Origin of the sequence: Agathobaculum faecis, from assembly GCF_014287995.1 — a bacterium.
Taxonomy (GTDB): domain Bacteria; phylum Bacillota; class Clostridia; order Oscillospirales; family Butyricicoccaceae; genus Agathobaculum; species Agathobaculum ammoniilyticum.
Genome location: NZ_JACOPL010000008.1, coordinates 1 through 25,848 on the forward strand (window position 1 = coordinate 1; position 25,848 = coordinate 25,848).

Sequence of the window (25,848 nt, forward strand, 5' to 3'; positions counted from 1 at the left end):
ACAAGGCTGATGGCGCGCCGATCTTTGACGTTGCCGACTACGGCATCTGCGGCGACCTGTTCAAGGTCGTTCCCATGATGATCGACGCTATCAAGGCTGCTAAAGCTGCTAAGTAAAAACCGACCACCTGCGGAAAACCGCCGCCGCTGTACCTCTCATGCAGTACGGGATATGATCCGCGCCGCATGGCCTGCCGCCGCCTAACGGCAAGCCCGGCTGCGGCTTTCTGCCGTGTGAAATTGACAAAAAGCCCGCAGAGCATTTGCTCTACGGGCTTTTTCCTGTTGTTCACCGGCGCTCCGCGGCCACAACCGCCACCGAGCGCGGCCCCAGCGTAAAGCGCGCGCCGTCAAATGGGATATCCGGCGCGAACGGCTCCGCGCAGGACGTGTGCAGGACAAGCCGCCAGCGAAGCCCCTCCGGCGCCGCGGGAATCTGCTGCTCCCGCGCCTCCCAATGCGCGTTGACCGCAAGCAGTACAAGGTCGTCCGCCGTATTTTCCTCGTTCCGGCCTGCGAACAGCACGCCAATCTGCCTGGTTTCCCCCTCCATCCGACCGTTCCATGCCTCTCCATTATGCAGGGATACGTCCGGCCAGCCGCAGGCCGTGGGGCTGGTCGCGTCGCGCAGCACCGGATGCACTTTCCGTAGCGCGATCATCTGCTGCACAAACCGGAACAGGCCCTGGTTCTGTTCCAGCCGTTCCCAATCCAGCCAGGAGACTTCGTTATCCTGGCAATAGGCGTTGTTATTGCCGAACTGCGTATTGCCGAACTCGTCGCCAGCCAGGAACATCGCCGCGCCGCGGCTGCAGAGCAGCACGGCAAACGCGTTTTTGCGCAGGCGGTCGCGCAGCTCCAGTACTGCCGGCTCGTCCGTCTCCCCCTCCGCGCCGCAGTTCCAGCTATTGTTGTCATTCGCGCCGTCCGTATTCCCCCAGCCGTTCGCCTCATTATGCTTCTGGTTATAGGCATACAGGTCGTACAGGGTAAAGCCGTCATGGCAGGTCAGGAAATTGACCGAGGCGTTCTGCCGCTTATCCGGCGGATACAGGTCGGGCGAGCCGCAGATACGCTGTACCGCCGCCTGCGCCAGTCCGGCGTCGCCCTTAAGGAAGCGGCGCAAATCGTCGCGGTATTTCCCGTTCCATTCCGCCCAGCGGTTCCAGGAGGGGAACGAGCCAACCTGATACATGCCGCCCGCGTCCCAGGCCTCTGCAATCAGCTTGACGCGCCCCAGAATCGGATCGAACGCCAGGCTTTCGAGCAGCGGCGGCTCGGACAGCGGGCCGCCATCCTCATCGCGCCCCAGGATACTCGCCAGGTCGAAGCGGAACCCGTCCACACGATATTCGACCACCCAGTAGCGCAGGCAGTCCAGAATAAACTGCCGCACAGTCGGGTGGTTGCAGTTGAGCGTATTACCGACGCCGGAAAAATTATAGTACCGCCCATCCGGCGTAAGCATGTAATACACATTATTGTCCATCCCCTTGAATGAGAAAAACGGCCCCCGCTCGTCGCCCTCCGCAGTATGGTTAAACACCACGTCCAGAATGACCTCAATGCCGTTTGCATTCAGCGTGCGGATCAGCGTTTTCAGCTCGGTCCCCTCGCGGTTGAACTCGACCGCCGCCGTATAACCCGTGTTGGGCGCAAAAAAGCACACGGTATTATAGCCCCAGTAGTTGAGCAGCGTCCGGCCGTCCACCACGCGTTCCTCGGCCAACTCGTCGAATTCAAACACCGGCATCAGCTCGACCGCGTTTATGCCGAGCGCTTTCAGGTAGGGTATCTTTTCCATCAGGCCGGCGAAGGTCCCCGGGTGCGCCACACCTGACGATGGATGGCGCGTAAAACCACGCACATGCGTCTCATAAATCACCATATCCTGAAACGGGATATGCGGGTCGCTGAAAGCGCCCCAATCGAACGCATCCTCAACCACGCGGGCATGATACGCCGTTTCCGCCGCCGGCTTCTCCCCCCACCGGCTTTGTCCGGTGACGGCGCGGGCATAGGGGTCGAGCAGGAAGCGCGTCCTGTCAAACAGCAGCCCACGGGCGGGGTCATATGGCCCATCCATCCGGTAGGCGTATTCAAACTCCGTGATCTCCAGACCAAACACGATCATCGACCAGGTGTTTCCGATGCGGCAGCTATCCGGAAAGGGCAAAACCGCATACGGCTGCTGTTCAGTACGCCGGAACAGACACAGCTCGCAGCGGACCGCGCCAATCGAATGGATGGTGAAGCTGACGCCGCCCGGCACGGGCGTTGCGCCGTTAAGCAGGAACAGGCCGGGCCGCACGGCGAAGCCGCACACGGTTCCGGTCGCGCGCAGGGGCTGGACAGACGCCGGCTGCACGGGCAGTATGGTTTTCTCGGACATGGGTTCCCTCCTTGTGCTGACGGACGGATGCTTATGGGTTCAGTATACCCCGACGGAACGCTTTTGTCCACCGCACAGGGCAAACAAAAAGCCGCCGGAAAAATTCCGGCGGCTTTGTTTCAGAGCGGCGCTCACAGGCATTGCAGGTATTGCCCGTACAGCGTCTTATCCAAATCAGACGCAAGGCGCATGAGCGCCTGGTGGGAAATGTAGCCGCGCTGGTACGCGATCTCCTCCAGGCAGGCGATATAGCGGCCAGTTTCATCCTGCACGCGCTTGACCTCCTGCGCGGAGCCCAGCAGGTTTTCCGCGGTACCCGCGTCCAGCCAGACAAAATCGCGGTCAAATTTGACCACATGCAGCTTGCCGCGGCGCAGGTATTCCAGATTAACGTCCGTGATTTCCAGCTCGCCGCGCGCGGAGGGCTTGAGGGCGTGGGCGATCTCCATCACGTCGTTATCATAGAAGTACAGGCCCGGGATGATATAATTGGATTTGGGATAGCGCGGCTTCTCCTCAATGGAAACTGCATTGCCCGCCTCGTCAAATTCCACCACACCAAACGCGCGCGGGTCGTTCACATAATGTCCGAACACACAAGCGCCCTCCCCCAATGCGAGCGCACGGTTCAGGTAATCCTCAAAAAACGGGGAATAGAAAATATTATCCCCCAGCACCAGGCAGACATCGTCCTTTCCGATGAACTGCTCGCCGATCAACAGCGCGTCCGCGATGCCGCGCGCGACCTCCTGCACCTCATAGGTGATATTGACGCCGAAGCGCCCACCCGAACCCAGCAGGCGGTAAAACGGCCCTTCCTCTCCGGGCGGAATGATAATCAGGATATCGCGTATGCCAGCCTGTAGCAGCACGGCCAGCGGATAATAAACCATCGGCTTATCATAGACGGGCAGCAGCGGCTTACAAACCGGCCGCGTCATGGGGTAAAGGCGCGAGCCTTTGCCCGCGGCAAGAATAATTCCTTTCATATGGCGTTCCTCTATCTTTGTTCTGATATTGCAGGAATATTATAGCATCTCCGCATGGAGATTTCCACCCGAATCTCTTTATTCATCAAATCCCAGTGCTTCATCGGGCGTGATGCACAGCAGGCGGCAGATTGCGGCGAACGTTTCCACATCCATTTTGTTTTTTCGTGTCTCGTACATGCTATAGGTTGATCTTCCCAATCCCAGCGCCGCGCTTACATCTGTTTGACGCAGCCCAATTTCCTTACGCCTTTTGCGAAACCTGTCCAAATAATCCATAGCTTCTCCCTCTTGATAAATCATGTTTTATGATTTATAATAATCTCACGATACATGAAACAAGGCGATTATTATGATACCAAATACGGAAGACCTCTTTGCCCACTACTGCACACACGGTTTGACCATGCCAGACGACTTTACCAAAGCGCCTGCTTTTCTGATACTCAAAAATCAGCTTTCTTCCGAACAAACGCGGCAGTTGTCCGCATTATTGGATGAACAGGCGCTTACTTTCTGCGACTATGCCTATCAATGCTTCCAACAGGGCATCCGGTTTGCCCTCTCCCTGATGCAGCAGCTCTACCCGCCGGAATAGGCATACTTTTATTTATTATATCAAAGCCCGTCCATATATGCAACGAAAAAAGCCCCTCCAGATGGAGGGGCTTTTTTTATCAGCTTTTACGCCTTTCCAAGCTCCTTGACGCGCGCCTGCGCCGCCGCCAGGCGGGCGATCGGAACACGGAACGGCGAGCAGGAAACATAGTTCAGGCCCACATTGTGGCAGAACTCGACCGAGGACAGGTCGCCGCCGTGTTCGCCGCAGATACCGAGCTTGATCTCCGGACGTACCTTCTTGCCGTTTTCGACCGCCATTTTTACCAGACGACCCACGCCATGCTGGTCCAGACGGGCAAACGGGTCGGATTCCAGAATCTTCTTGTCAAAATACGTCTCCAGGATGCGGCCCACGTCGTCGCGCGAGAAGCCGTATGTCATCTGGGTCAGGTCATTGGTGCCGAACGAGAAGAACTCGGCTTCCTCCGCGATCTCGTCCGCAGTCACAGCCGCGCGCGGCGTTTCTATCATCGTGCCGACCATATACTTCATCTTCAGGCCGGAAGCCTCGATCAACTCGTCAGCCTTGGCCTTGATGATCTTCTTGACAAAGCGCAGCTCGTTGATCTCGGATACCAGCGGCACCATGATTTCGGGCGTGATGTGCAGGCCGTCTTCCTTCCAGACATTGATCGCGGCGGAAATGATCGCCTCGGTCTGCATCTCGGCGATTTCCGGATACAACACGTCCAGACGACAGCCACGGGTACCGAGCATGGGGTTGAACTCATGCAGGTCTTCCACCTTGGCCTTGAGCTTTTCAAAGGTAATGCCCATTTCGCCCGCCAGCTCGCGGATATCGTCGTTCTCCTGCGGCAGGAACTCATGCAGCGGAGGATCGAGCAGGCGGATGGTTACCGGCAGGCCGCCCATCGCACGGTAAATCCCCTCAAAGTCGCCGCGCTGCATGGGCAGAATCTTGGCGAGCGCCGCCTTGCGCTGTTCGACCGTATCGGACACAATCATCTCACGGACCGCCTTGATACGCTCCGGCTCGAAGAACATATGCTCGGTGCGGCAGAGGCCGATGCCCTCGGCGCCAAACTTGCGCGCCTGCGTTGCATCGCGCGGGGTATCGCCGTTCGTACGGACGTTCAGAGTGCGGATCTCATCCGCCCAGCCCATGAAGCGGCCGAAATCGCCGGTCAGCTCCGCGTCCTGTGTTTCGATTTTGCCGAGGTATACGTTGCCGGTCGAGCCGTCAAGCGAGATGAAATCGCCCTCGTGTACGACCGTCCCATCGGCAAAGGTGAGTGTCTTGTCCGCCTCGGAAACCTTGATGCCGTTAACGCCGGCGACACAGCACGTACCCATGCCGCGTGCAACAACCGCCGCGTGCGAGGTCATGCCGCCGCGTGCGGTCATGATGCCCTCGGAAACCGCCATGCCATCGATATCCTCCGGCGAGGTTTCCTGACGCACCAGGACGACCTTGAGACCGGTCTTATGCGCTTTCGCCGCTTCCTCCGCCGTGAAATAGACCGCGCCGCAGGCCGCGCCGGGAGACGCCGGCAGGCCGGTTGTGATCGGGGTCGCCGCCTGAAGCGCAGCGGGAACAAACGTCGGGTGCAGCAGAGCGTCGAGCTGCTTAGGCTCGACCTTCATGATGGCCTGCTCCTTGGTGCAGACGCCTTCGTCCACCAAGTCGACCGCGACCTTGAGCGCCGCCTGCGCGGTGCGTTTGCCGTTACGGGTCTGGAGCATGTAGAGCTTGCCGTTTTCAATGGTGAACTCCATATCCTGCATATCGCCGTAGTGCTGCTCCAGGCGAGAGGAGATGTCCACAAACTGCTGGTAAACCTCCGGCATGGTATCGGCCAGCGCGGAGATCGGCTGCGGGGTGCGGATGCCGGCCACGACGTCCTCGCCCTGCGCGTTCATCAGGAATTCGCCGTACAGCTTCTTTTCGCCGGTCGCCGGATTGCGGGTGAACGCAACGCCCGTACCGGAGGTGTCGCCCATGTTACCGAACACCATAGACTGCACATTGACCGCGGTACCCCAGGAATGCGGAATATCGTTCATGCGGCGGTAGGTATTCGCGCGCGGGTTATCCCACGAACGGAATACCGCGCGGACCGCTTCCATAAGCTGCTTTTTAGGATCCTGCGGGAAATCCTCGCCGAGCGACTTCTTGTAGTGGTCCTTGAACAGGACGATCAGCTCGCTCATATCGTCCGCGTCCAGCTCGTTGTCCATCTTAACGCCCTTTTTATCCTTAACCTGGTCGATAAAGGTCTCAAAGGTGGACTTGGGCAGCTCCATCACAACGTCCGAGAACATCTGGATGAAACGGCGATAGGAATCGCGTGCGAAACGCGGGTTATTGGTCAGCTTTGCAACCGCTTCGCAGATCTCGTCGTTCATACCGAGGTTGAGGATGGTGTCCATCATGCCGGGCATGGAAGCGCGCGCGCCCGAACGGACGGATACCAGCAGCGGGCGGTCGGGATCGCCGAGCGTTTTGCCCGTTACCTTTTCCAGTTTATCGAGGTACTCCATGATCTGCTCCTGAATATCCGGATAGATCGTTTTTCCGTCCTCATAATACCGGGTGCAGGCCTCGGTCGTGATGGTGAAACCCTGAGGAACAGGCATACCCAGTCCGGTCATCTCCGCCAGATTGGCGCCCTTTCCGCCGAGCAGTTCACGCATTTTGCCGTTGCCTTCCGGGAACATGTAAACATACTTCTTCATTTGGGTCTTCTCCTCCATTTCGTTTCTGTGCTCTCCACACACTTCACTCACGCAAAGATATTATATCATGCAGGGCGCTTCGTGTTCTATTGTGGGATTTCACCGATTTGCTAAAGCTATATTGTGCAAAATGACGGCAAAACATGAGAGTTTCTCCATGCCGCGGTTTTTTATTTCTCCATTTTTCGTATAATCCATTCTTTTTCCAACAAATTATTTTGCTTTTTCGCCGGTTTCCCGTTTTTATTTCCCTTTTTGTGAAATGATACAGTATTGACGCAGAAAATTCATATCCGCCCACATCCTGCGCAAATGCCTGCAAAAAAAACCGGCGGTCTGAGGCAGACCGCCGATCAAGTTGAAATGAAGTCCGGTTACGACCACCGCGAGAACATCGTACCCCTGATAGGTCGTTTGATAAAGCTGCACGGAATACAGATATCCGGCCGAGGAGGTGAACGCATCTCCGGAAAACAGGTAAAATGTATTTTCGTTCAGCGCCGCATAGTACTGCAGCAGCTTTTGCTGCTCGTCCGGCATGTCGGACATCTTATAATAAAAATAGCTTCCCCCAAAGGATGGGTTCCGATCGCGCGACCACGCGAACAGGGGCACGCCGGTCACTTTGCCGAAATCCGGCACCGGATACAGCCCCGCGTAGCAGCGGGAAGCCGCCGGACGGTGCGCGTCCGTATAGGCGGCGACGCTTACCGCCTCGCTGCCGTCCAGTTCCTTCAGAGCGGTAATCGGCACAGAGAACGACGGCTTGCCGCCGGACTGACTGCTGACCGTGATGCCGACCAGCCTTCCGGCGCTGTCCACCAGCGCGCCGCCGGAATTGCCGCTGATAACCGAGGCGCTGCTCTCGATCATGGGCGTTGTGTAATCCGTATTATATGGGTCGATCACCGTTCCCTGCGTCAGTTTCGCCCTCCCGCCGCCAGGATAACCGAGCGCATACACCGTATCGCCCGCCTGCACCGTTTCCGCAGTCTGTAGGTATGGCAGGCCGCTCCCCTCGAGCTGGATATGCGCGATGTCCATATCCGCGTTCAGGTCGTATATGCTGACCTCATGGCGTGTGCCGTCCGTCAGCTCCGCGACTAGGCGGTACACGCCGTTTACCACATGCCCGCAGGTGACCGCATCTCCGTCCGGCCCGATCAGCACGCCGCTGCCCATACCGAGCAGGCTGCCTTTTGCATCATAGGAGTACAGCTTGAATACCGCGGGCATGCAGTACGTTATCGCCTCGTCCGCGGTCAGCGTCTCCCTTACCTCAAGCGTAACTGTCTGCCGCAGCGCCGGCTCCACCATGCGCGTCACGATCGCGGCAGCTTCACTGCGCTTGATGGTGCTGTCCGGCAAAAGCCGGCCGGATGCGTCCGAACCAGTCAGGACGCCCGCTCGGTACAACAGATATGCCGCGTCGGCGTAATACGCCCCCTCCGGCACATCGGGGATCGCCCCGTCCTCCACGGAATTGACTTGCTCGAGCGCCTCCTCCGGAAAGGCTTTCGCCAGCACATCCGCGAACGCGCCGCGGGTCGCCGCCGCTTCATAGCTTTCCAGCGGCGCGGACAGGATGCCGTTTTCCAACGCATACGCCGCATAAACCGTATACCACGGAGAGGATGCCGCAAAGTCCGTCGCGCCGTTCTGGTAAATGCTATGCAGGCAGGCCGCCAGCTTGACCGCTTCCGCCATCGTGAGGCTGTTGTCCGGCGCAAAGGACGTTTGCGAAACGCCGTTGATCAGGCCGTATTCATAGGCCAGCTCCACGTTTTCCGCATACCAGGCATCAGGCGGCACATCCGCAAACTGGCCGGTATAGGGCTGCTGTTCGGTAAAGTTCTCATAGCCTGCGAACGCCGGCGCGGGCAGTACGCCCAACGCCAGCACAGCGCACAGAAGCAGGCTGAGCAGTTTTCTTTTCACAGATGGTTTCCTCCGGTTCCGGTTGTTTTCTTTTTCAGTATACGCCCGGCACCCTGTCGATTTTGTGAACAGTCTGTAGAGATTTGATTACCCTTTGTACGCCGCAACGATCTCGCCGATATACATGGCATGGAAATCGCGGTCCGCATAGTTCTTATCCAGAATCTCCTGCTGCAGAATATCCTCCGGCGCGATCTCGCTCCGGCAGCGCTTACGGCAGACAAGCACGAGCGCCGCCTCCGCAAACGTCGGCTGCCCCTCCACAAACACCGGCGTCAGGCCGCTGTCGTGCATTTTATCCATGTCCCGTCCGGACTTGGTACCCATCAGGTTCAGGGCTTCACGGTTTCCATCTTGTAAAAATGTCAGTGTAAAATACTCACTGTCATCAACAAATTCCTTTGTATACCGACTGTGGCGGATATAACAGGTTGCGGAGGGCTTGCCCCATATCACACCCACGCCGCCCCAGCTTGCGGTCATGGTGTTCCACTTGTCTTCCGTTCCCGCGGAAATCAGCATCCACTGCTTGCCAATCATCTCGAACGGGTTAAACGACTGCTCTGCAATATTGATCTTGGTCAAAGACATAATAAACCCTCCTGTTGGAAATTAAAAATGAACGACGGGGAAATACGCGGCAGTCCCCTTTTGATGGAAACCGAGGCTTCAATCGAGCGGCGTGTGCCGCCGCAGCTTCATTTCCTGCCACTCCTCTTTGGAAATCAGGATTTGGCGTGGCTTGGAGCCCTCGAACGGACCGATGATGCCGCGCTCTTCGATCTGGTCGATGATGCGCGCGGCGCGGGAATAGCCGAGCTTCAGACGGCGCTGCAGCATGGAGGTGGACGCTTGGCGGCAATCCATAATCACATCGATCGCCTCCTCGATCATGTCGTCCTCTTCCTCGCCCGGGTCGCCGGAAGCGCCGCCCTTGCCCTCCGCCTGCTCCGCCTGGCGCTCGATGTGTTCGAGTATCTCCTCATTATATTCGGCTGTGCTTGTCTCCTTGATATGCGCGATCACCGCTTCGATCTCATCCGACGAAATAAAGCAGCCCTGCACGCGCGTAGGCTTGCCCTCCCCCAGCGGGGCGTACAGCATATCGCCCTTGCCAATCAGCTTTTCCGCGCCAGTCGTATCCAGAATAATGCGGGATTCAATCTGGCTGGCCACCGCGAACGCGATGCGGGACGGGATATTGGCTTTCATAATGCCGGTAATGACGTCGGCCGACGGGCGCTGGGTCGCCACCACCAGATGCATGCCCGCCGCGCGCGCCTTCTGCGCGATGCGGCAGATCGAAGTCTCGACCTCCTTGGCCGCGACCATCATCAGGTCTGCCAGCTCATCGATGACAATGACGATCTGCGGGAGGACCTGATACTGCTCGGGCGCGCCGCCCTCCTCCTGCTCCGCCTTCGCCCGTTCGGCGCGCATCAGGTCGTTATAGCCGACCAGGTTGCGCACCTGATGGTCCGCGAACCGCTTATAGCGGCGCTCCATCTCGCCCACCGCCCAGTTGAGTGCGCCCGCCGCCTTCTTGGGGTCGGTCACGACCGGAATCAGCAGGTGCGGGATGCCGTTGTAATTGCCCAGCTCAACCATTTTAGGATCGACCATGATCAGCCGGACCTCCTCGGGCGTGGACTTGTACAGCAGCGAGATCAGCATGGAATTGATGCACACGGATTTGCCCGATCCGGTAGTACCCGCAATCAGCATATGCGGCATTTTCGCAATATCGCCAATCACCGGCTTGCCGGTGATGTCCTTGCCCACGGCAAAGGACAGGCGGCTGCGCGCGTTGGTGAACGCCGGCGAAGCGATACACTCGCGGATGAACACTGTATTGACCGCTTTGTTCGGCACCTCGATGCCGACTGCGATCTTATCCGGTATGGGCGCGATGCGGACGGATACCGCGCCGAGCGACAGCGCAATATCATCCGACAGCGCGGTGATGCGGGAGATCTTAATGCCGCGCGGGATGGTCAGCTCGAACCGCGTGACCGAGGGGCCGCGCACAATGCCGATGATCTGCGCGTCGATATTGAACGACTGCAGGGTGTCGATCAGGCATTCGGAATTTTCCCGCAGCTCAGCTTCCGCGCCCGCCGCCGATGCCCGCTTGCCCTGCACCAGCAGCTCAATCGGCGGATAGTCGTAAACCGGAACTGGCGCTTTCTGGCTCTCGTCCATCTGCTCGCTCAGCGCCGCCTGCTCCTGTTCCCCGATCTTTTCCGCTTTCTTCGGCGCCTGCTCCAGCTCCGCCGGCGCTTCCTCTTCCTCCGGTTTATTCTCCACTAGGTCCATGATGCTGACCTGCTCGCCCGTCGTTTCCTCTTTGAGCGAACGCAGGTATTCATCCGGTGCGATCGGCTTACCACCGTGCATGCGGCGCGGCGGCGCGTCCGGAGCCTCGCCCGGCTTGTCCTCGCCCGGCGGCTCGGCATCCAGCGGGATATCGATATTCACCTTGCGGCGCGCGGCGCGGCGCTCCTCCCGTTTCTGCGCATGGACAGCGGCCACCTCATGCACATTGGGCAGCTTGGCTGGCGCCTCATAGCGCTCGCGCTCCTCTTCGTCCTCATATTCATACGCTGGGGGGCGGAACATATCCATCAACGCCTGCGGCGTGATGCGGCAGGCGGCCAGCAGCGCCGCAACCAGCAGCAGCAGCAAAACCAGCAGCGCGCCGATCGAGGACAGCGCCCACTCAAACACCATGTACAGGCCGCCGGACAGCAGGCCGCCTGATTTCATCTCCATGCCGGACTTCAGCAGGCCGGACAGGGTACTCATGGAGAACGCATATTCATTGGCGCAGGTGATCGCATGCACGACGCCGCCCGCCAGCACGGGCAGCAGGGCGATGCAGCAGCCCCGCAGGCGCACCGGCCCTTTGCGCCGCGCGATCAGCAGCGCCGCCAGCCCCAGCAGGGCGAACGGCAGCACATAGCTGCCTGTCCCGATCAGCGCGCCAATCCCCCGATGCAGGGCGTCTAGCACGACCCCGTCGATCGGCAGCAGCGACAACAGGCACAGCAGCCCCGCCACGCCCCAGATCGCGCCCCAGGCCGCGCGCGGCAGAAGCGTCTCCGGCTCGGGCGCGCGGCGCGCGGCCGCTTTCCCGCGAGGCGCGCTTTTTTTGGTTGTGGTTTTTCTTGCAGCCAAATTATTGAAACCTCTCTTCCGTTCTCTTTTCCATACCGCGGCAGACCCCGCAGCGGAACGGTCAGACCACCATCCGGATCAGGCTGACGACGATCGTGATTGTACCAATCAGCGTACAGTAGACCACGAACGGGCGGAAGTTGCCCCGCTTGGACACAAACCGCACCATGCGGATCGCCGCCAGGCCGGATACCATCGCCACCAGGATGCCTACGATGTAGCAGGCGAGCGAAACCTCGCCAATCGTCGACGGATCGCGGATCACGTCGACCAGTTCCAGAATATTCGCGCCCAGAATGACGGGCAGCGACATGATAAACGCGAACCGCACGGAAAACTCGCGCGAAAAGCCGCGGAACAGGCCGGTACACATAGTGGTACCCGAGCGCGACAGGCCGGGCAGCACCGCGAAGCACTGGCCGATGCCGACGATCAACGCATCCAGCCAGGTCGCGTCCTTTTCCGTCTTATGCTTTTTCGGCGCCTTTTCCGACAGGAACAGGATCGCCGCCGTGACCAGAAGCATCAGCCCGACGACCAGGGACGAGGAGAACGCGCCCTCAATCTTGCTTTTGATCGGCAGGATGGCGAACATCGGCAGAATCGTAATCAGCAGCATGATGATAAAACGGCGGTAAGGATGGCCGTTGATCCGGAAGCCGTCCTTGATCCAGGCGAAAAATTCGAGGAACAGCTCCTTGATATCGCTCCAGAACGCAACGACAACCGACAGCAGCGTGCCAAAGTGCAACAGCACATTAAACAGCATGTAATTAGTTTCTATCCCGTCCCCAAAAATCGTCTGGGCGAGCACCAAATGGCCGGACGAGGAAACGGGTAAAAACTCGGTCAGGCCCTGTACCAGACCCAGCAGAACGGCGAACCATAAACTCATTCTTTTTCTCCTCTCGGTGGGGCGAATTTTACATACGGTTTTATTATAGCATATCTCCGTGTCAGATACCACCAAATTTAGCAAAATACCGCCGTGTATTCGCAGGCCCGCCGCCTTTGCGCAAGGGCTGCTCCGCTTTCCGCCGCCACGCCCGCAAAAGGGTTATTTTTTTCACGCCTCGCAAAATCGAACATTTGTTCTTGACTTTTACGGAGGATTCTCCTATTCTATGCCCTGCGGGAAAGTAAGCGACTCTATCCCCAAAGGAGGCGATGCCATTGTGCGAAAAAAGAACCATCCGGACGAGCTGATCCGGATGCTGTACGAGATCGCGGACGACGCGGAAGCGCCCGCGAACAGCCGTCTGACCGCAATCCGCGAGATTCTCGACCGGACGGTCGGCAAGGGGGTGCTGCTGGACGGTGCGGAGGCCGAACCGCCCGCGCCGGTCGAGATCGTGTTCCAAATCGTGGACGTGCGATCGAATACGAAATAACCCCGCGGCAGGCGGCGTTCATCCGCTCGGAGGCATTTGAAACGCTGTTCGGCGGCGCGGCAGGCGGCGGCAAAAGCCACGGCCAGCTTTTGGACGCATTGCGGTTCGCGGTGCAATATCCGGCCTCGCGGCAGCTCATGCTGCGGCGCACCCTGCCCGAGCTGGACCGCTCGCTCGTGCCTGCGTCGCTGCGGCTGTTCCCGCAGGCGGTCGCGTCCTACAAGGTGAGCGAGCACCTGTGGCAGTTCGTTAACGGCTCAGTTCTGGAATTCGGCTACTGCGATGCAGAGAGCGACGTGACCCGTTATCAGTCCGCCGAGTACGATGTGATCCGCTTCGACGAGCTGACCCACTTCACGGAAAGCCAGTTCACCTACCTGATCTCCCGCGTGCGGGGCGCGAACGGCTATCCCAAGCAGATCAAATCCACCACCAACCCGGGTGGCGTGGGGCATCACTGGGTCAAGGCGCGGTACATCGACCCCATGCCGCCCGACACCGTGTGCGAATGCGATGGCGGCACGCGACTGTTCCTGCCTGCGCGACTGGCGGACAACCCATTTCTGCAGCAGGCGGACGCGGGATATGAAAAACGGCTGCGGCTGCTCGCCCCGTACGACCGCAGGGCGCTGCTCGACGGAGCGTGGGAGCTGGACGAGGGGCGGTATTTCAGCGAGTTTTCCGCCGAGCGGCACGTCACGCCGCCGCACCCCATCCCCAAGAGCTGGCGGCGTTATCTGACGATCGACTACGGGCTGGATATGCTCGCCGCGCTGTGGATCGCACAAAGTCCGGATGGATACAGCATAGTATACAGAGAGTTATATCAATCTGGTTTGATTATCTCAGAAGCGGCGGCGGCCATTCTGGACTGCGAGCCGGCGGGCGAACGCATCGACTGCCGGCTGGCTCCGCCCGACCTGTGGAACCGGCGGCAGGAGACCGGCAAAAGTGCGGTGGAGCTGTTCGCGGACTGCGGGCTGGACTTCGACAAAAGCAGCAACGAGCGCGTCGCCGGCTGGCTGGCGCTGCACGAGCTGCTCGCCCCGCGTCGGGACGCGCAGGGTGGGATGCGCCCCCGCCTGACCATCTTCGACACCTGCCGCAACCTGATCCGCACCCTGCCCGCCCTGCAGCACGACAAGCGCAATCCGTCCGACACGGCGAACACGCCGCACGAACTGACCCACGCGCCGGACGCGCTGCGCGGCTATGCAGCGACCGTGTACGAGCCGTCCCAGCCCGCGCCGCCGACCCTGTATGACTGCGAGGTGGGAGAGTTTTTGCGGTACTGAGCCAAAATGGGGAATCACCGTCCCCATTCCAGAAAAGGAGGACACTATGGAACTATTATGCTACTGCATCGGCGCCGCCCTGCTGGTGCTGACCGGCGCGGTCATATCCGGCGGGCTGACGCTGCCCACCCCGCTCTGGCGGGAGGGCGGGCGCGGCCGCAGCGGCGATGCGCCGGACACGGCCGGAGACGCACTCAGCCGCGACCTGGCCGCGCTGATGGCCTACGGACGGGAGGAGGACGACCATGCGGTTTGACCCCTCGCCTGCTGCGATCTGGCAAAAGTACGAGCGCGACCGCGACTACAAACGCTCGATCGGCCTGTACGACCGCGTGCGCCGCAACGAGGCCTTCTACCTCGGCCGCCAATGGGAGGGGCTGCGCGTCCAGTCGCTCGACCCGCTGATCTTCAATGTGCTGCGGCGCTGCGTCAACCTGTTCGTATCCATGCTGGTATCGGACGATGTGGCGGTACGCGCGCAGCCGTTCGACATGGACAGCGCAGGCCGCCGGACCGCCCGTATCCTGGAGCGCTCGTTCGCGTCCGCGATCGAGCGGTCGGGCGTCAAGGCGCTCGGACGGCCGCTGCTCAAAAACGCCTGTGTGGACGGCGACGCGTGCTTCTATCTCCACTTCGATCCCACGCTTGAGACCGGCCAGGCAATCAAGGGCGATATCGCGGCAGAGCTGATCGACTCGACCAATATCTGCTTCGGCAACCCTGCCTGCGACGAGGTACAGCGCCAGCCCTACCTCATCCTCGCCATGCGGCGCGATGTGGACGAGGTCAAAAAGGAGGTGCGGGAAAACGGCATGGGCGCAGACGAAGCCGAGGCCATCCGGCCGGACGGCGACGCAGACCACCTGCGCCGCCTGCACGGCGAAAACAACCGCGTAACCGTGCTGCTGCACATGCGCCGGACCGAGCACGGCGTCGCGTTCTGCAAAACCACGCGCACCGCGACCGTGATGCGTGAAAAGGAGCTACCCTACCGCTACTATCCGGTGACCCATCTGTGCTGGAACCGTGTGCGCGGCTCGTGCCACGGCGAAAGTCCGCTGACCGAGGCCATCCCCAACCAGATTGCCATTAACAAGCTGTACTCGATGTATGTACAGTGCATCAAGCAGGTGGCCTTCCCCAAGATCATCTACGACATGACCCGCTTCCCGAACGGGTGGTCGAACGACGTGGGCAAGGCGGTCGGTATGCGCGGCGACCCGAACACCGCGATTGCGGCTGCGTTCAAAGCGCCCGATATCTCCAGCCAGGTGCTCGGGCTGCTGAAGCAGATGATGACCGACACCGCCGAGCTGATGGGCGCGAGCGAGGCCGCGCTCGGCACGGTCAAGCCGGACAACACCTCGGCTATCGTCGCGGTGCAGAACGCGACCGCCGCCCCGCTTGAGCTGACCAAAATGGAGTTCTACCGCTTCACCGAGGACTGGGCGCGCATCTTCCTCGACCTGATGGGCGCGCATTACGGGATACGCACGGTCGTCGTGCCGGATGAGGACGGAGGCGAACCGCAGCGTCAGTCTTTCGATTTTTCCACGCTCGCCGGGCAAGATATGCGCCTTCAGGTGGACGTGGGCGCGGCGAGCTACTGGTCAGAGACCATGCAGACCATGACCAACGACCACCTGCTCGAAAGCGGGGTCATCACCGACCCGCTCGTTTATCTGGAAAACGTGCCTGACTATCAGGTGCGCGGCAAACACGACCTGCTGCACGCGCTGCGCATGCAGCGGCAGCAGCAAAAGGAGGCAAATGCAAATGCAGAACAAGACCAGACCTAACAGCAGTCCGGCGCAGCCGCTCCCGCAGGAGACGGGAGCAGTTGCATCCAACCCATTCTCCCCTGATACCGCTGGGCAGTCCGCGCCCCCCGCCGCACAAACCTTTCCGGTGCCGGTAGACGGGCAAACCGTGGAGCTGACGCTGGAGGAGCTGATCCATGCGGCAAGCTTGGGGCTGTCCAAACAGAACGCCTATGTGCGCCGCAACCGCGCTGCGAACGGTATGCCCAACGGGCAGATCTATGCGGCGTTCGTGGAGGAATATCCCGAGGTCAAGCCCGAGGACATCCCGCAGCAGGTGTGGGAATGGGCGCAGCAGGAAGGCTCGCTGGTTTCCGCCTACCGCAAGTGGGAGATCCTTGAACTCAAGGACGAGCTGGCGGCGCTGGAGGTGAACCAAAAGAACCGCCGCGCGGCGGTCGGTCCGGCACAGTCGGACGGCGAGCCCGCAGGCGTCGATCCCGTGACCTTAGCACTGTTGGGGAAATAAACATATCGTATAAACAGGAGGTATTATACTTATGGCTATCAATCTTGCAAGCAAATATTCCGACCAGATCGCCGAGGTATTCACCCGCGCGTCCTTCATCAAGGGCAAGACCGCGGAAACCTTTGACCTGACCGGTGTCAAGACGCTCAAGGTGTACACGCCGATCACGGTCGAGGAGGTGGACTACGACCGCGACGGCGGCCTTGCCCGCTACGGCGACGTGGCCGAGATGCAGGACGTGGTGCAGGAACTGACCATGACGCAGGACAAGGCATTCACGCTCACCATTGACAAGGGCAACAACCTCGACCAGAATCTGGTCAAAAATGCGGCCGACATGCTGCGTCTGCAGCTGAACGAAAAGTCCACGCCCGCCGCGGACAAATACGCCTTCCGCCGCTTTGTGACCATGGCTGGCACGATCGCGGAAAGCGCGGCCAAGCCGACCAAGGCCGACATCATCAGCAAGATCGCGGACGCGTCGCAGGCGCTCGACGACGCGCTGGTGCCGGACGACAACCGCTATCTCTACCTGACAAGCGAGATGTACAAGCTGGTCTGCACCTCGGACGAGTTCGCAGGCGTGGACGTACTTGCGCGGCAGTCCATTGCCAAGGGCGTCTGCGGCGAGGTGTTCGGCATGCATGTGGTGCGCGTACCCAAGAGCTATCTGCCCGAGGATGTGTATTTCCTCGTCGCGCACAAGGACGCGGTGCTTATGCCCTATAAGATCGCGGACGCCAAGGTTCACGAGGATCCGGTAGGCGTATCCGGCGCGCTGATCGAAGGCCGCCATTACTATGACGCCTATGTGCTGGGGGCGAAATGCGGCGGCGTATACGCGCTGGTGGCGGCGGATACGGTATCCGACGCGCCGGTGGTCGCCTCGGGCAAGATCACCGCAGGCAGCGGCGCGGCCATCCGCTACACGCTGGACGGCTCCGACCCGCGCTACTCGGATTCGGCCAAGGATTATATTGCCGATACCGCACTGACCGCGGACGAGGGCTGCCAGATCCGCGCCTACGCGGTCGAAACCGGCAAGTATCCATCCCCTGTGGCGACGGGCTAAAGAAAAAGGCCGCCCATAGGGCGGCATGAGACAGGCTCTCAGCCTGGCACAAGTGCGGATATTCTATCAAAGCTTATCAACAAACTGCTTTGCCTGCACCAAATTCATCCCTGTCTGCTCCCGCAGGTGTTTGACCGCCTGCACCGGCTGACCGCTTTTCTTGAGTCGTTTCAGTTCATTTTGTAATTTTTCACTGATATAATCCGATTTGTATTCTACATGTCCGGTAACATCCGCCAAGCTGTCCAGTCGCTCTTTCAGCCTGTAGACCTGCTGCTGCAAAGTCTGCTGCCGCAGGTATAGCGCCAAAAGCAGTACGGTCAGCATGGAGATCAAAAGATATGCCATATTACCTTTACCCCCATCTATCTTCATATTATTTTATATTATAGCATCGGGGCCAGTGGCAAGTTTAAACAGCATGTAAATAATCTTCAGATCGGGGCATCCGCCTTTGTGCCAGGCTGGGAGCCATATATTGCAAAAGGAGGAATCTCATGACCGGAACCGAATGCTTCCGTGCGGCGCTGAACTTGCTTTCCGAAACGCCGGACAGCGGCGCGTATTACGAACCGTTCGCGCTAGGCGCGCTCAACCAGTTGCTCGTCAACAGCCTGCGCGAGATCAACGCGGAGCGGGTATTCTGCGCCGAGCAGCCGCACGCCGCGCCGCCGCGCATGGACGCGTTGGACGAGGATATCCCCACAGGCGACTGGCTCGCGCGCGAGTGCTTCCCCTATGGGCTGGCGGCTCTGCTCGTGGCCGACGACGACAAGGCCAAATTCAACTGGGCGGCCGCGGAATACGCTGACCGCCTGCTGCGCCACTGTCCGGCGCAGTTCACCGGCATACAGGAGATGGTCTGATGCGCGCTTACCAGTTTCCTTATCCCGAGACCGAGCGCGAAACCGTGGTCAGCCGTTTCGGCGGCGCGGACTTTCGCACGCACCCCACCAAGGTATCCCTGTCCCGCTCGCCCGACCTGCAGAACCTGATCTGCGACCAGAACGATTTCCTGGTCAAGCGCACTGGCTGGAAAACCCAGCAAAACTACAACGCGCCTCTTTTCGGCCTGTTCCCCCTGCCCGACGGATCCGGCCTGGCCGTGCATGCGGGTACCAAGCTGTACGCCCGTCCCGCCACGGGTACGCAGGCCGAGCTGTGCACGGACATGAACGAGGCGTTCTCGCAATCGTTCGTGATGAACGGCGTATTATACTTACTTGATGGACAGACCTACCGCGCGGTGCGCAAAAACAGCGCCGGAACCGCGTGGGAGGCTGTCAAGGTACAAGACGTCGCCTATGTTCCGACCACCACGATCTCCGCGCAGCCGACCGGCGGCGGCACCAGCTATGAGGCAGTTAACTTGCTCACCCCCAAACGCATCAACACCTTCATTGGCAACGGCTCGGCGACCCAGTTCCAGGTGGACGCAAAAAATCTGGACGACACCGAGGTAACCGCAGCGGTAAACGGCGCATCCGTGACCGTGTCCTCGGTCAACCGCACGACCGGCCTGATCACATTGGCCAGCGCGCCCGCAAACGCCAACGGGCTGGCCAACGTATCCATCACGTTCTCCAAAACCGTGACCGGCTATGCGGATAAAATCAACCAGTGCCGGTTTGCCGGACTGTACGGCGGTAAAAACGATACGCGCGCGTTCGTTGCCGGCAATCCGGACGAGCCGGACTGTGATTGGCAGAGCGGGCTGTATGATCCCACCTATTTCCCCGATACCGGCTACACCCGCATGGGGACGGACGCGTCCGCGATTGTAGGCTATCTCAAGCAGTATGAGAGCCAGCTCGTCATCAAGTCCGGCGGCGCGCAGGAGGCGACCAGCTATCTGCGCTCCTACTTGATGGCGGACGACGGGACGGCGCTTTATCCGCTCAAGCAGGGGGCGCAGGGCGCGGGCGCGACCGCGCCGCGCAGCTTCGCCACGCTGGGCGATCTGCCGCTGTTCCTGTCCGCACGCGGGGTGCAGGGCGCGTTCGGCACTGCGGTCGCGGAGCAGCGGACCATCCGCTCGGTATCGGACGCGATCGTACCCAAGCTGGAGACGGAAGCCGGATTGGAGAACGCCTGCGCGGCCGTGTTCGAAGGAAAATATTACCTTGCCGTGAATGGGCATATGTATATCGCAGACAGTACGCTGACCGAGGAGAACGGCGACCCCGCATGGTTTTACTGGACCGAGGTCCCCGCCCAATGCCTTGCCGTGCTGGACGGTCGGCTTTGGTTTGGCACCGCGGACGGCCGGCTGTGCCGCTTCGCCCGCGCCGACGAGGATGGCGCCTACTGTGACGATGACGCGGCGATCGACGCATACTGGCGCACGCCCACCTTGCCGCTCGCGGACTGGGGGCGGGTCAAAACCGTGCGCGATGTCATCCCGACGCTCATGCCCTACTCACGGTCGGGCGCGACCGTACAGTATGAAAACGAGAATGGCGCGCTGCTCGCGCTTTCGCGCAACATGGACCTGTTTTCGTTCAAAACGCTGGATTTTTCGCGGTTCTCGTTCCGCTGCATCCCTGGCGCGGTCAGCTACCGCACCCGCCGCCGGCAGCACCGCATGCCGCTGTTCGCGGTGCGCATCGGCAACGACCGGCCGGACGAGCCGTTCGGCCTGCTCGCGCTCACGATCCGCTGGACGCAGGGGCAGACCGTGATCTGAGAAAGGAGGGAAACATATGGCGAAAAACTACAAAGAGGATTTTGACTACTCGGAGGCTATCGCAAATACACAGGACGCGGGCAAACGTCAGGAGCTGCTCGCCGAACGCCAGAACAAGATTGATACGGAAGGGCTGGCGGGCAAGGTCGCATCCAACGAAGCGGTATCGACCTGGAACGGGAACTACCGCCCCTATTCGGTTTCGTCCGGCAGCAGCGGAGGCGGGGGCGGCGCCTCTGCCGGCGCCAGCGCGCTCAACCGGCTTTATGAAGCCGCCGAACAGGCCCGACTGAAACGCTTTGAAGCCGCGCGCGAGCGCATCGCGCAGCAGCTTGAACGAAATCTGGCTTCGATCGAGAGCGACTATACGGCCGGCATGGCGCAGACCGATATCAACGCGCGGCAATCCGTACTCTCCAACGAAGAAAAGCTGGCCGCGCTCGGCTTAAACATGGGCGCGCGGGGCTCCGCCGCTACTTCGGGTGCGGCCGAAACCAGCCGTATTTCGATCGACAACCAGTACCGCAGCGATCTCAACGCGCTGGGGCAGGCGCGTCTCAAGGCGCGCGCGGCCGCGCAGGACAGCGCCGCCGGGCAGGAAGCCGCGCTCGAAATCGACTACTATGCCGCTGCGGAAAGCGCCGCGCTCTCCCAGGCACAGGCGCAGCTCGCGCAGTTCAACGCGGATCGGGATTACAGCCTGTCGGTTGCCGGTCTGACCGGCTTTTTAAACGGCACCCCCACGCTGAACTGGCGCAATTACCAGCTCAGCGTGGACGACGCGGCGGACAGCGCACAGACGCAGGCCTTTGAGCAGGCGCTCAGCCGCTGGAAAACCAACGGCTATGTGCTGCAGCGCGACGCGGCGATCCTGGGTGTACCCGCGGGGACGCCGACCTCCGACGTAAGCTACCAAAACGCGAGCCTCGCCCTCCAGAAATGGAAAGCAGGCTATTGGTATTGATATCCAGTAAAAAAGCCGCACCCTTTGCCAAGGGCGCGGCTTTTTAGGAATGAAGAAGTGCGCGAATTTATGGATTGGACAAACCGACAGTCCTGCTGCCGCTGCCAATTGATTAGATTATCAAATTTTTACTGTGAATATGATAACACATTCCTCCACGCTCGTCAACCGTTTTGGTTTACAAATACTTGAAAAATTTCTTATATGTTGCCAATTTTCCGTATTTTCTGTAATTTACTGGAAAATTATAGTGTCTTTCTTCTTATAGGGAGAAGAAACCGTTCCATATAAAAATAAGCAGGCCGTCCGCTTGTTGCGGACGGCCTGCTATTAAGCCATTCTTACTTGTTCTTCAAGTTGAAGAAAGCATCCTTGCCCAGGTACTGCGCGACATCCTCGCCCAGCTCCTCTTCGATACGGAGCAGCTGGTTGTACTTGGCAACACGGTCGGTGCGGCTCGGCGCGCCGGTCTTGATCTGACCCGCGTTGAGCGCCACAGCGATGTCCGCGATGGTCGCGTCCTCGGTCTCGCCCGAACGGTGGGAAACAACGGCGGTGTAGCCCGCGCGGTTCGCCATCTGGATGGCGTCCAGGGTTTCGGTCAGGGAGCCGATCTGGTTGACCTTGATGAGGATGGAGTTGGCAACGCCCATGTCGATGCCCTTCTTGAGACGGGTGGTATTGGTTACAAACAGGTCGTCGCCGACAAGTTGGATCTTATCGCCCAGCGCCTTGGTCAGCATCTCCCAGCCTTCCCAGTCCTCTTCGGCCATACCGTCCTCAAGGGAGATGATCGGGTATTTCTCCGCGAAGTTCTTCCACATCTTAACGAGCTGCTGCTGGGTCATCTTCTTACCGGACTTCGGCTGGATATAGCACTTCTCCTCGTCGTTCCACCACTCGGAGGAAGCCGCGTCGATCGCGATCATGAAGTCCTCGCCCGGCTTGTAGCCAGCCTCTTCGATCGCCTTGACGATCACCTTGAGCGCGTCCTCGTCCTTCTTCAGGTTGGGCGCATAGCCGCCCTCGTCGCCTACGCCCGCAGCCGGAGTGCCGTTCTCCTTGAGGGTGCTCTTGAGCTGATGGAACACCTCAGCGCAGCGGCGCAGCGCCTCGCGGAAAGAGGGAGCGGAAACCGGCATAATCATGAATTCCTGGATCTCAACGTTGTTGGTCGCATGCGCGCCGCCGTTAAGAATGTTCATCATGGGCATCGGCAGGGTCTTGGCGTTGCAGCCGCCGATGTAGTTGTACAGCGGCAGGGAAAGCGCCTCGGCCGCCGCCTTGGCAACCGCCATGGAAACGCCCAGAATCGCGTTGGCGCCGAACTTGGTCTTGTTCGGGGTGCCGTCCGCCTCGATCATGGCCTTGTCGATGGCCTGCTGGTCGAGCGCATTCATGCCGATGATGGTTTCCGCGATCTCGCCGTTGACAGCGTCAACCGCCTTGAGGACGCCCTTGCCGTTATAGCGGGACTTGTCGCCGTCGCGCAGCTCGCAAGCCTCGAAGATGCCGGTGGAAGCGCCGGACGGAACGGCCGCGCGGCCCATATAGGCACCGGTGTCGCCCTCAACATAAACCTCGACCTCAACGGTCGGATTGCCGCGGGAGTCCATTACCTCACGGCCAAGCACATCAACGATTTCAATGTAGCCTTTCATAATTCATTCTCCTTTTTATATCAATTTTGGGGATACGCAGATTTATTTGGCGATCAGGCTGTGGCCGGTCATTTCTTCCGGCTGCTTGAGCCCCATCATTTCGAGCAGGGTGGGCGCAAGGTCAGCCAGCACGCCGCCCTCCATCAGCTTGCCCGCATGGCCGATCATCACGAGCGGCACCGGATTGGTGGAATGCGCGGTGAACGGGGTCGTACCGTCCGCGTCGAGCATCTGATCCACGTTGCCGTGGTCGGCCGTGATCAGGCACTGGCCGCCCATCTGCTGGATCGCGGCGACAACCTTGCCCACGCCGTCGTCCGTCGCCTCGACCGCCTTGACCGCAGCCTCGAACACGCCGGTATGGCCGACCATGTCGCAGTTGGCAAAGTTCAGGACGATCATATCATACTTGCCGGACAGGATGCGCTTTACGCACTCCTCGGTTACGGCAGGCTCGCTCATTTCCGGCTGGAGGTCATAGGTCGCAACCTTGGGGGACGGGATAAGCGCGCGGTCCTCGCCCGCATATTCCTTTTCCACGCCGCCGTTGAAGAAGAACGTGACATGCGCATACTTCTCGGTTTCGGCGATGCGCAACTGGGTCAGGCCCAAGTCGGAGATATATTCGCCGAAGGTATTCTTGAGGCTCTGCGGCTTGAACGCCACCTCAACGCCTACGATCGTCGCGTCATACTGCGTCATGCAGACGTAGTGAATGTTGCGGCGGTGGCGCGGGAAGCCCTGGAACTCATGATCCACAAACGCACGGGTGATCTCACGCGCGCGATCGGGACGGAAGTTGGCAAAGATAATCGCGTCGTCGTCTCGGACGGTCGCGCCCTCGGTTACGATGACCGGAACCACGAACTCGTCGGTCACGCCCGCATCATAGGAAGCCTGCATGGCTTCGTGCGCGGAGGCTGCATGCTCTCCGACGCCCTCGGCAATGGCGCTATAGGCTTTCTCGACACGCTCCCAGCGGTTGTCGCGATCCATCGCATAATAGCGGCCGGAAATCGTAGCAATACAGCCGACCTCAACCGCGTCGATCTTCGCCTGCAGACGGTCGATATATTCGATACCGGACTGCGGGGGCGTGTCGCGGCCGTCCATGAAGCAATGGAAGCACACCTTGCGCAGACCGTTGCGGCGCGCCAGCTCGAGCAGCGCGAACATATGGTCAATATGCGAGTGTACGCCGCCATCGGACAGCAGGCCGAAAATATGCAGGGTGGAATTAAACCACTTGCACTGGTTGATTGCGCTCATGAGCGCTTCGTTGGTGAAAAAGTCGCCGTCCTGGATGGCCTTGGTGATGCGGGTCAGCTCCTGATAAACGATACGGCCCGCGCCGATGTTGGTGTGGCCGACCTCGGAGTTGCCCATCTGCCCGTCCGGCAGGCCGACGTCCAAGCCGGAGGCGCCGATATACGTCATCGGGTTTTCTGCAAAGATCTTGTCCAAGTTGGGGGTGTTCGCAGCCTCGATCGCGTTACCGCTCTTTTCGTCGCGGTGGCCAAAACCATCCATGATAATCAGCGCGGTCGGCTTTTTCGGGCCGGAGGCTTTCTTTGCTGCCGTTTTGCGGGCCGCGGGCTTCTTAGCCGCCGGTTTTTTTGCCGGGGTCTTCTTCTCCGCAGCGGCTGCGGTTGGCTTAGCGGCCGTCTTTCTCGCCGCCGGCTTTTTCGCTGCGGCCTTTTCCACGACAGGCGCCGTTTCCGCAGCCTCCTTGGCGGAGGAAACTTCTTTTTTCATAGCTAAAGCTCCTTTGGCAGAAGTGGGATGAAAGGGGACAACGATCGATATCGATGCCCCCCTCCGCGGTAACGGCGGGGGGAAGCAGCCGCTTCCCACGCCGTATTCCTTATCTTATTGATTGGCTGCTTCCACGATGGTCGCGAAATCAGCGCTCTTCAGGGAGGCGCCGCCGATCAGGCCGCCGTCAACGTCGGGCTGGGCCAGCAGCTCGGCCGCGTTCTTGGCGTTCATCGAGCCGCCGTACTGGATGGTGATGCCGCGGGCCGCCCGCGCGCCGTACTTCTCGCGCAGGCAGTCGCGGATCGCGCCGCAGACCTCGCCCGCCTGCTCGGCGGTAGCGGTCTTACCGGTGCCGATCGCCCAGATCGGCTCGTAAGCGATGACAACCTTTTTGATATCCTCAACAGCAACGCCCTGCAGGGCGATCTTGATCTGCTTACGGATAACCTCCATGGTCACGTCCTGCTCGCGCTCAGTGAGCGACTCGCCGACGCACAGGATCGGGCGCAGGCCGTTCTCCAGCGCGACGAGGACTTTCTTGTTGCAGGCTTCGTCGGTCTCGTTGAAGTACTGGCGGCGCTCGGAGTGCCCGATGATCACATACTTCACGCCCAGCTCCTTGAGCATATCGGCAGAAATCTCGCCGGTGAACGCGCCGGACTTCTCAAAATGCATATTCTCCGCGCCAATGGCGATCTTGGAGCCCTTGGCAGCCTTTACTGCGACCTGAATATCGGTAAACGGCACGCAAAGAACCATCTCACACCACTTGGTCTTGGAAAGCAGCGGCTTCATCTCCTCGATAAGCGCCTTGGCTTCCGCCGGCGTCTTGTTCATTTTCCAGTTGCCGGCAATGATGGTCTTACGGTATCTGCGATTCATGTTGGTTTTACCCCTTTCAAATTTCGGACGGCGGATC

General features: G+C 60.0%; 22 protein-coding genes and 1 pseudogene. 11 read left to right on the top strand and 12 right to left on the bottom strand.

Going from position 1 to position 25,848, the window contains the following annotated elements:
• Nucleotides 1-116: pseudogene (locus H8S45_RS16320) on the top strand (acryloyl-CoA reductase electron transfer subunit beta); the annotation flags it as partial.
• A gap of 172 nt (nt 117-288) precedes the next feature.
• On the opposite strand, the gene glgX reads toward H8S45_RS16320, so the two are convergent.
• The 3 genes from glgX to H8S45_RS09380 all read right to left on the bottom strand — a co-directional run bounded on the left by glgX (nt 289) and on the right by H8S45_RS09380 (nt 3,659).
• Nucleotides 289-2,391, bottom strand: a complete 2,103-nt coding sequence (gene glgX / locus H8S45_RS09370) for a glycogen debranching protein GlgX (protein ID WP_186949997.1) — start codon at nt 2,389-2,391, stop codon at nt 289-291.
• A gap of 131 nt (nt 2,392-2,522) precedes the next feature.
• A complete protein-coding gene (rfbA, locus tag H8S45_RS09375; protein WP_107631633.1) occupies nt 2,523-3,380 on the bottom strand; it encodes a glucose-1-phosphate thymidylyltransferase RfbA in 858 nt (285 codons plus the stop codon).
• 78 nt (nt 3,381-3,458) lie between these two features.
• A complete protein-coding gene (locus tag H8S45_RS09380) occupies nt 3,459-3,659 on the bottom strand; it encodes a helix-turn-helix domain-containing protein (protein WP_054326910.1) in 201 nt (66 codons plus the stop codon).
• Between the two features lie 73 nt (nt 3,660-3,732).
• Here H8S45_RS09380 and H8S45_RS09385 point away from each other — a divergent pair, with 73 nt between their 5' ends.
• Nucleotides 3,733-3,978, top strand: coding sequence for a hypothetical protein (locus H8S45_RS09385; protein ID WP_054326911.1), 246 nt, complete (start codon nt 3,733-3,735; stop codon nt 3,976-3,978).
• 86 nt (nt 3,979-4,064) lie between these two features.
• Here the strand turns inward: H8S45_RS09385 and ppdK are convergent, their stop codons facing one another.
• The 5 genes from ppdK to H8S45_RS09410 form a co-directional block, all read right to left on the bottom strand.
• Complete coding sequence (gene ppdK, locus H8S45_RS09390; RefSeq protein ID WP_054326912.1) at nt 4,065-6,698, bottom strand: pyruvate, phosphate dikinase; 2,634 nt, start codon at nt 6,696-6,698, stop codon at nt 4,065-4,067.
• Between the two features lie 243 nt (nt 6,699-6,941).
• Nucleotides 6,942-8,636, bottom strand: coding sequence for a trypsin-like peptidase domain-containing protein (locus H8S45_RS09395; protein WP_147574489.1), 1,695 nt, complete (start codon nt 8,634-8,636; stop codon nt 6,942-6,944).
• An 87-nt stretch (nt 8,637-8,723) separates the two neighbouring features.
• A complete protein-coding gene (locus tag H8S45_RS09400; RefSeq protein WP_054326914.1) occupies nt 8,724-9,227 on the bottom strand; it encodes a flavin reductase family protein in 504 nt (167 codons plus the stop codon).
• A 78-nt stretch (nt 9,228-9,305) separates the two neighbouring features.
• Nucleotides 9,306-11,813, bottom strand: coding sequence for a DNA translocase FtsK (locus H8S45_RS09405; RefSeq protein WP_186949999.1), 2,508 nt, complete (start codon nt 11,811-11,813; stop codon nt 9,306-9,308).
• Between the two features lie 61 nt (nt 11,814-11,874).
• Complete coding sequence (locus H8S45_RS09410) at nt 11,875-12,708, bottom strand: undecaprenyl-diphosphate phosphatase (RefSeq protein WP_054326917.1); 834 nt, start codon at nt 12,706-12,708, stop codon at nt 11,875-11,877.
• Nucleotides 12,709-12,988: 280 nt separating this feature from the next.
• Here H8S45_RS09410 and H8S45_RS16325 point away from each other — a divergent pair, with 280 nt between their 5' ends.
• Genes H8S45_RS16325 through H8S45_RS09435 form a run of 6 tightly spaced genes read left to right on the top strand, consistent with a single transcriptional unit; the run spans nt 12,989 to nt 17,860 of the window.
• Nucleotides 12,989-13,204: a hypothetical protein gene (locus tag H8S45_RS16325; protein ID WP_054326918.1), complete on the top strand. Its 216-nt coding sequence runs from the start codon at nt 12,989-12,991 to the stop codon at nt 13,202-13,204.
• A 44-nt stretch (nt 13,205-13,248) separates the two neighbouring features.
• A complete protein-coding gene (locus H8S45_RS09415; protein ID WP_256435203.1) occupies nt 13,249-14,499 on the top strand; it encodes a phage terminase large subunit in 1,251 nt (416 codons plus the stop codon).
• Nucleotides 14,500-14,545: 46 nt separating this feature from the next.
• Complete coding sequence (locus tag H8S45_RS09420) at nt 14,546-14,755, top strand: hypothetical protein (RefSeq protein ID WP_054326920.1); 210 nt, start codon at nt 14,546-14,548, stop codon at nt 14,753-14,755.
• The gene (locus H8S45_RS09425) at nt 14,745-16,298 is read left to right on the top strand and encodes a portal protein (protein WP_054326921.1); all 1,554 of its coding nucleotides are present in this window, start codon (nt 14,745-14,747) and stop codon (nt 16,296-16,298) included. Before H8S45_RS09420 ends, H8S45_RS09425 begins: the two co-directional genes overlap by 11 nt.
• Nucleotides 16,276-16,788 carry a hypothetical protein gene (locus tag H8S45_RS09430; protein WP_054326922.1) on the top strand — a complete coding sequence of 171 codons (513 nt, stop codon included), beginning with the start codon at nt 16,276-16,278 and terminating at the stop codon, nt 16,786-16,788. Before H8S45_RS09425 ends, H8S45_RS09430 begins: the two co-directional genes overlap by 23 nt.
• A gap of 31 nt (nt 16,789-16,819) precedes the next feature.
• Nucleotides 16,820-17,860, top strand: coding sequence for an FN3 associated domain-containing protein (locus H8S45_RS09435; RefSeq protein WP_147574491.1), 1,041 nt, complete (start codon nt 16,820-16,822; stop codon nt 17,858-17,860).
• A 66-nt stretch (nt 17,861-17,926) separates the two neighbouring features.
• Here H8S45_RS09435 and H8S45_RS09440 read toward each other — a convergent pair whose 3' ends face one another.
• A complete protein-coding gene (locus H8S45_RS09440) occupies nt 17,927-18,208 on the bottom strand; it encodes a hypothetical protein (protein WP_054326924.1) in 282 nt (93 codons plus the stop codon).
• A 149-nt stretch (nt 18,209-18,357) separates the two neighbouring features.
• Between H8S45_RS09440 and H8S45_RS09445 the strand changes: the two genes are divergently transcribed.
• From H8S45_RS09445 to H8S45_RS09455, 3 genes are read left to right on the top strand one after another with little or no spacing between them, the layout of a single operon-like run.
• A complete protein-coding gene (locus tag H8S45_RS09445) occupies nt 18,358-18,726 on the top strand; it encodes a hypothetical protein (protein ID WP_107631626.1) in 369 nt (122 codons plus the stop codon).
• Nucleotides 18,726-20,546 carry a hypothetical protein gene (locus H8S45_RS09450; RefSeq protein WP_054326926.1) on the top strand — a complete coding sequence of 607 codons (1,821 nt, stop codon included), beginning with the start codon at nt 18,726-18,728 and terminating at the stop codon, nt 20,544-20,546. Before H8S45_RS09445 ends, H8S45_RS09450 begins: the two co-directional genes overlap by 1 nt.
• A gap of 16 nt (nt 20,547-20,562) precedes the next feature.
• Nucleotides 20,563-21,510, top strand: a complete 948-nt coding sequence (locus H8S45_RS09455; protein ID WP_054326927.1) for a hypothetical protein — start codon at nt 20,563-20,565, stop codon at nt 21,508-21,510.
• A gap of 341 nt (nt 21,511-21,851) precedes the next feature.
• Here the strand turns inward: H8S45_RS09455 and eno are convergent, their stop codons facing one another.
• The 3 genes from eno to tpiA form a co-directional block, all read right to left on the bottom strand.
• Nucleotides 21,852-23,171, bottom strand: a complete 1,320-nt coding sequence (gene eno, locus H8S45_RS09460; protein ID WP_054326928.1) for a phosphopyruvate hydratase — start codon at nt 23,169-23,171, stop codon at nt 21,852-21,854.
• Between the two features lie 42 nt (nt 23,172-23,213).
• Nucleotides 23,214-24,926, bottom strand: a complete 1,713-nt coding sequence (gene gpmI, locus H8S45_RS09465; protein WP_147574492.1) for a 2,3-bisphosphoglycerate-independent phosphoglycerate mutase — start codon at nt 24,924-24,926, stop codon at nt 23,214-23,216.
• Between the two features lie 114 nt (nt 24,927-25,040).
• Nucleotides 25,041-25,811, bottom strand: coding sequence for a triose-phosphate isomerase (gene tpiA / locus H8S45_RS09470; RefSeq protein ID WP_054326931.1), 771 nt, complete (start codon nt 25,809-25,811; stop codon nt 25,041-25,043).
• Nucleotides 25,812-25,848 lie beyond the last annotated feature (37 nt).

Bases quoted from the DNA above. Each gene is read 5' to 3' on its own strand.
- glgX (WP_186949997.1), bottom strand. From the start codon at position 2,391: ATGTCCGAGAAAACCATACTGCCCGTGCAGCCGGCGTCTGTCCAGCCC.
- rfbA (WP_107631633.1), bottom strand. From the start codon at position 3,380: ATGAAAGGAATTATTCTTGCCGCGGGCAAAGGCTCGCGCCTTTACCCC.
- H8S45_RS09380 (WP_054326910.1), bottom strand. From the start codon at position 3,659: ATGGATTATTTGGACAGGTTTCGCAAAAGGCGTAAGGAAATTGGGCTG.
- H8S45_RS09385 (WP_054326911.1), top strand. From the start codon at position 3,733: ATGATACCAAATACGGAAGACCTCTTTGCCCACTACTGCACACACGGT.
- ppdK (WP_054326912.1), bottom strand. From the start codon at position 6,698: ATGAAGAAGTATGTTTACATGTTCCCGGAAGGCAACGGCAAAATGCGT.
- H8S45_RS09400 (WP_054326914.1), bottom strand. From the start codon at position 9,227: ATGTCTTTGACCAAGATCAATATTGCAGAGCAGTCGTTTAACCCGTTC.
- H8S45_RS09410 (WP_054326917.1), bottom strand. From the start codon at position 12,708: ATGAGTTTATGGTTCGCCGTTCTGCTGGGTCTGGTACAGGGCCTGACC.
- H8S45_RS09420 (WP_054326920.1), top strand. From the start codon at position 14,546: ATGGAACTATTATGCTACTGCATCGGCGCCGCCCTGCTGGTGCTGACC.
- H8S45_RS09425 (WP_054326921.1), top strand. From the start codon at position 14,745: ATGCGGTTTGACCCCTCGCCTGCTGCGATCTGGCAAAAGTACGAGCGC.
- H8S45_RS09430 (WP_054326922.1), top strand. From the start codon at position 16,276: ATGCAGAACAAGACCAGACCTAACAGCAGTCCGGCGCAGCCGCTCCCG.
- H8S45_RS09435 (WP_147574491.1), top strand. From the start codon at position 16,820: ATGGCTATCAATCTTGCAAGCAAATATTCCGACCAGATCGCCGAGGTA.
- H8S45_RS09440 (WP_054326924.1), bottom strand. From the start codon at position 18,208: ATGGCATATCTTTTGATCTCCATGCTGACCGTACTGCTTTTGGCGCTA.
- H8S45_RS09445 (WP_107631626.1), top strand. From the start codon at position 18,358: ATGACCGGAACCGAATGCTTCCGTGCGGCGCTGAACTTGCTTTCCGAA.
- H8S45_RS09450 (WP_054326926.1), top strand. From the start codon at position 18,726: ATGCGCGCTTACCAGTTTCCTTATCCCGAGACCGAGCGCGAAACCGTG.
- H8S45_RS09455 (WP_054326927.1), top strand. From the start codon at position 20,563: ATGGCGAAAAACTACAAAGAGGATTTTGACTACTCGGAGGCTATCGCA.
- eno (WP_054326928.1), bottom strand. From the start codon at position 23,171: ATGAAAGGCTACATTGAAATCGTTGATGTGCTTGGCCGTGAGGTAATG.
- gpmI (WP_147574492.1), bottom strand. From the start codon at position 24,926: ATGAAAAAAGAAGTTTCCTCCGCCAAGGAGGCTGCGGAAACGGCGCCT.
- tpiA (WP_054326931.1), bottom strand. From the start codon at position 25,811: ATGAATCGCAGATACCGTAAGACCATCATTGCCGGCAACTGGAAAATG.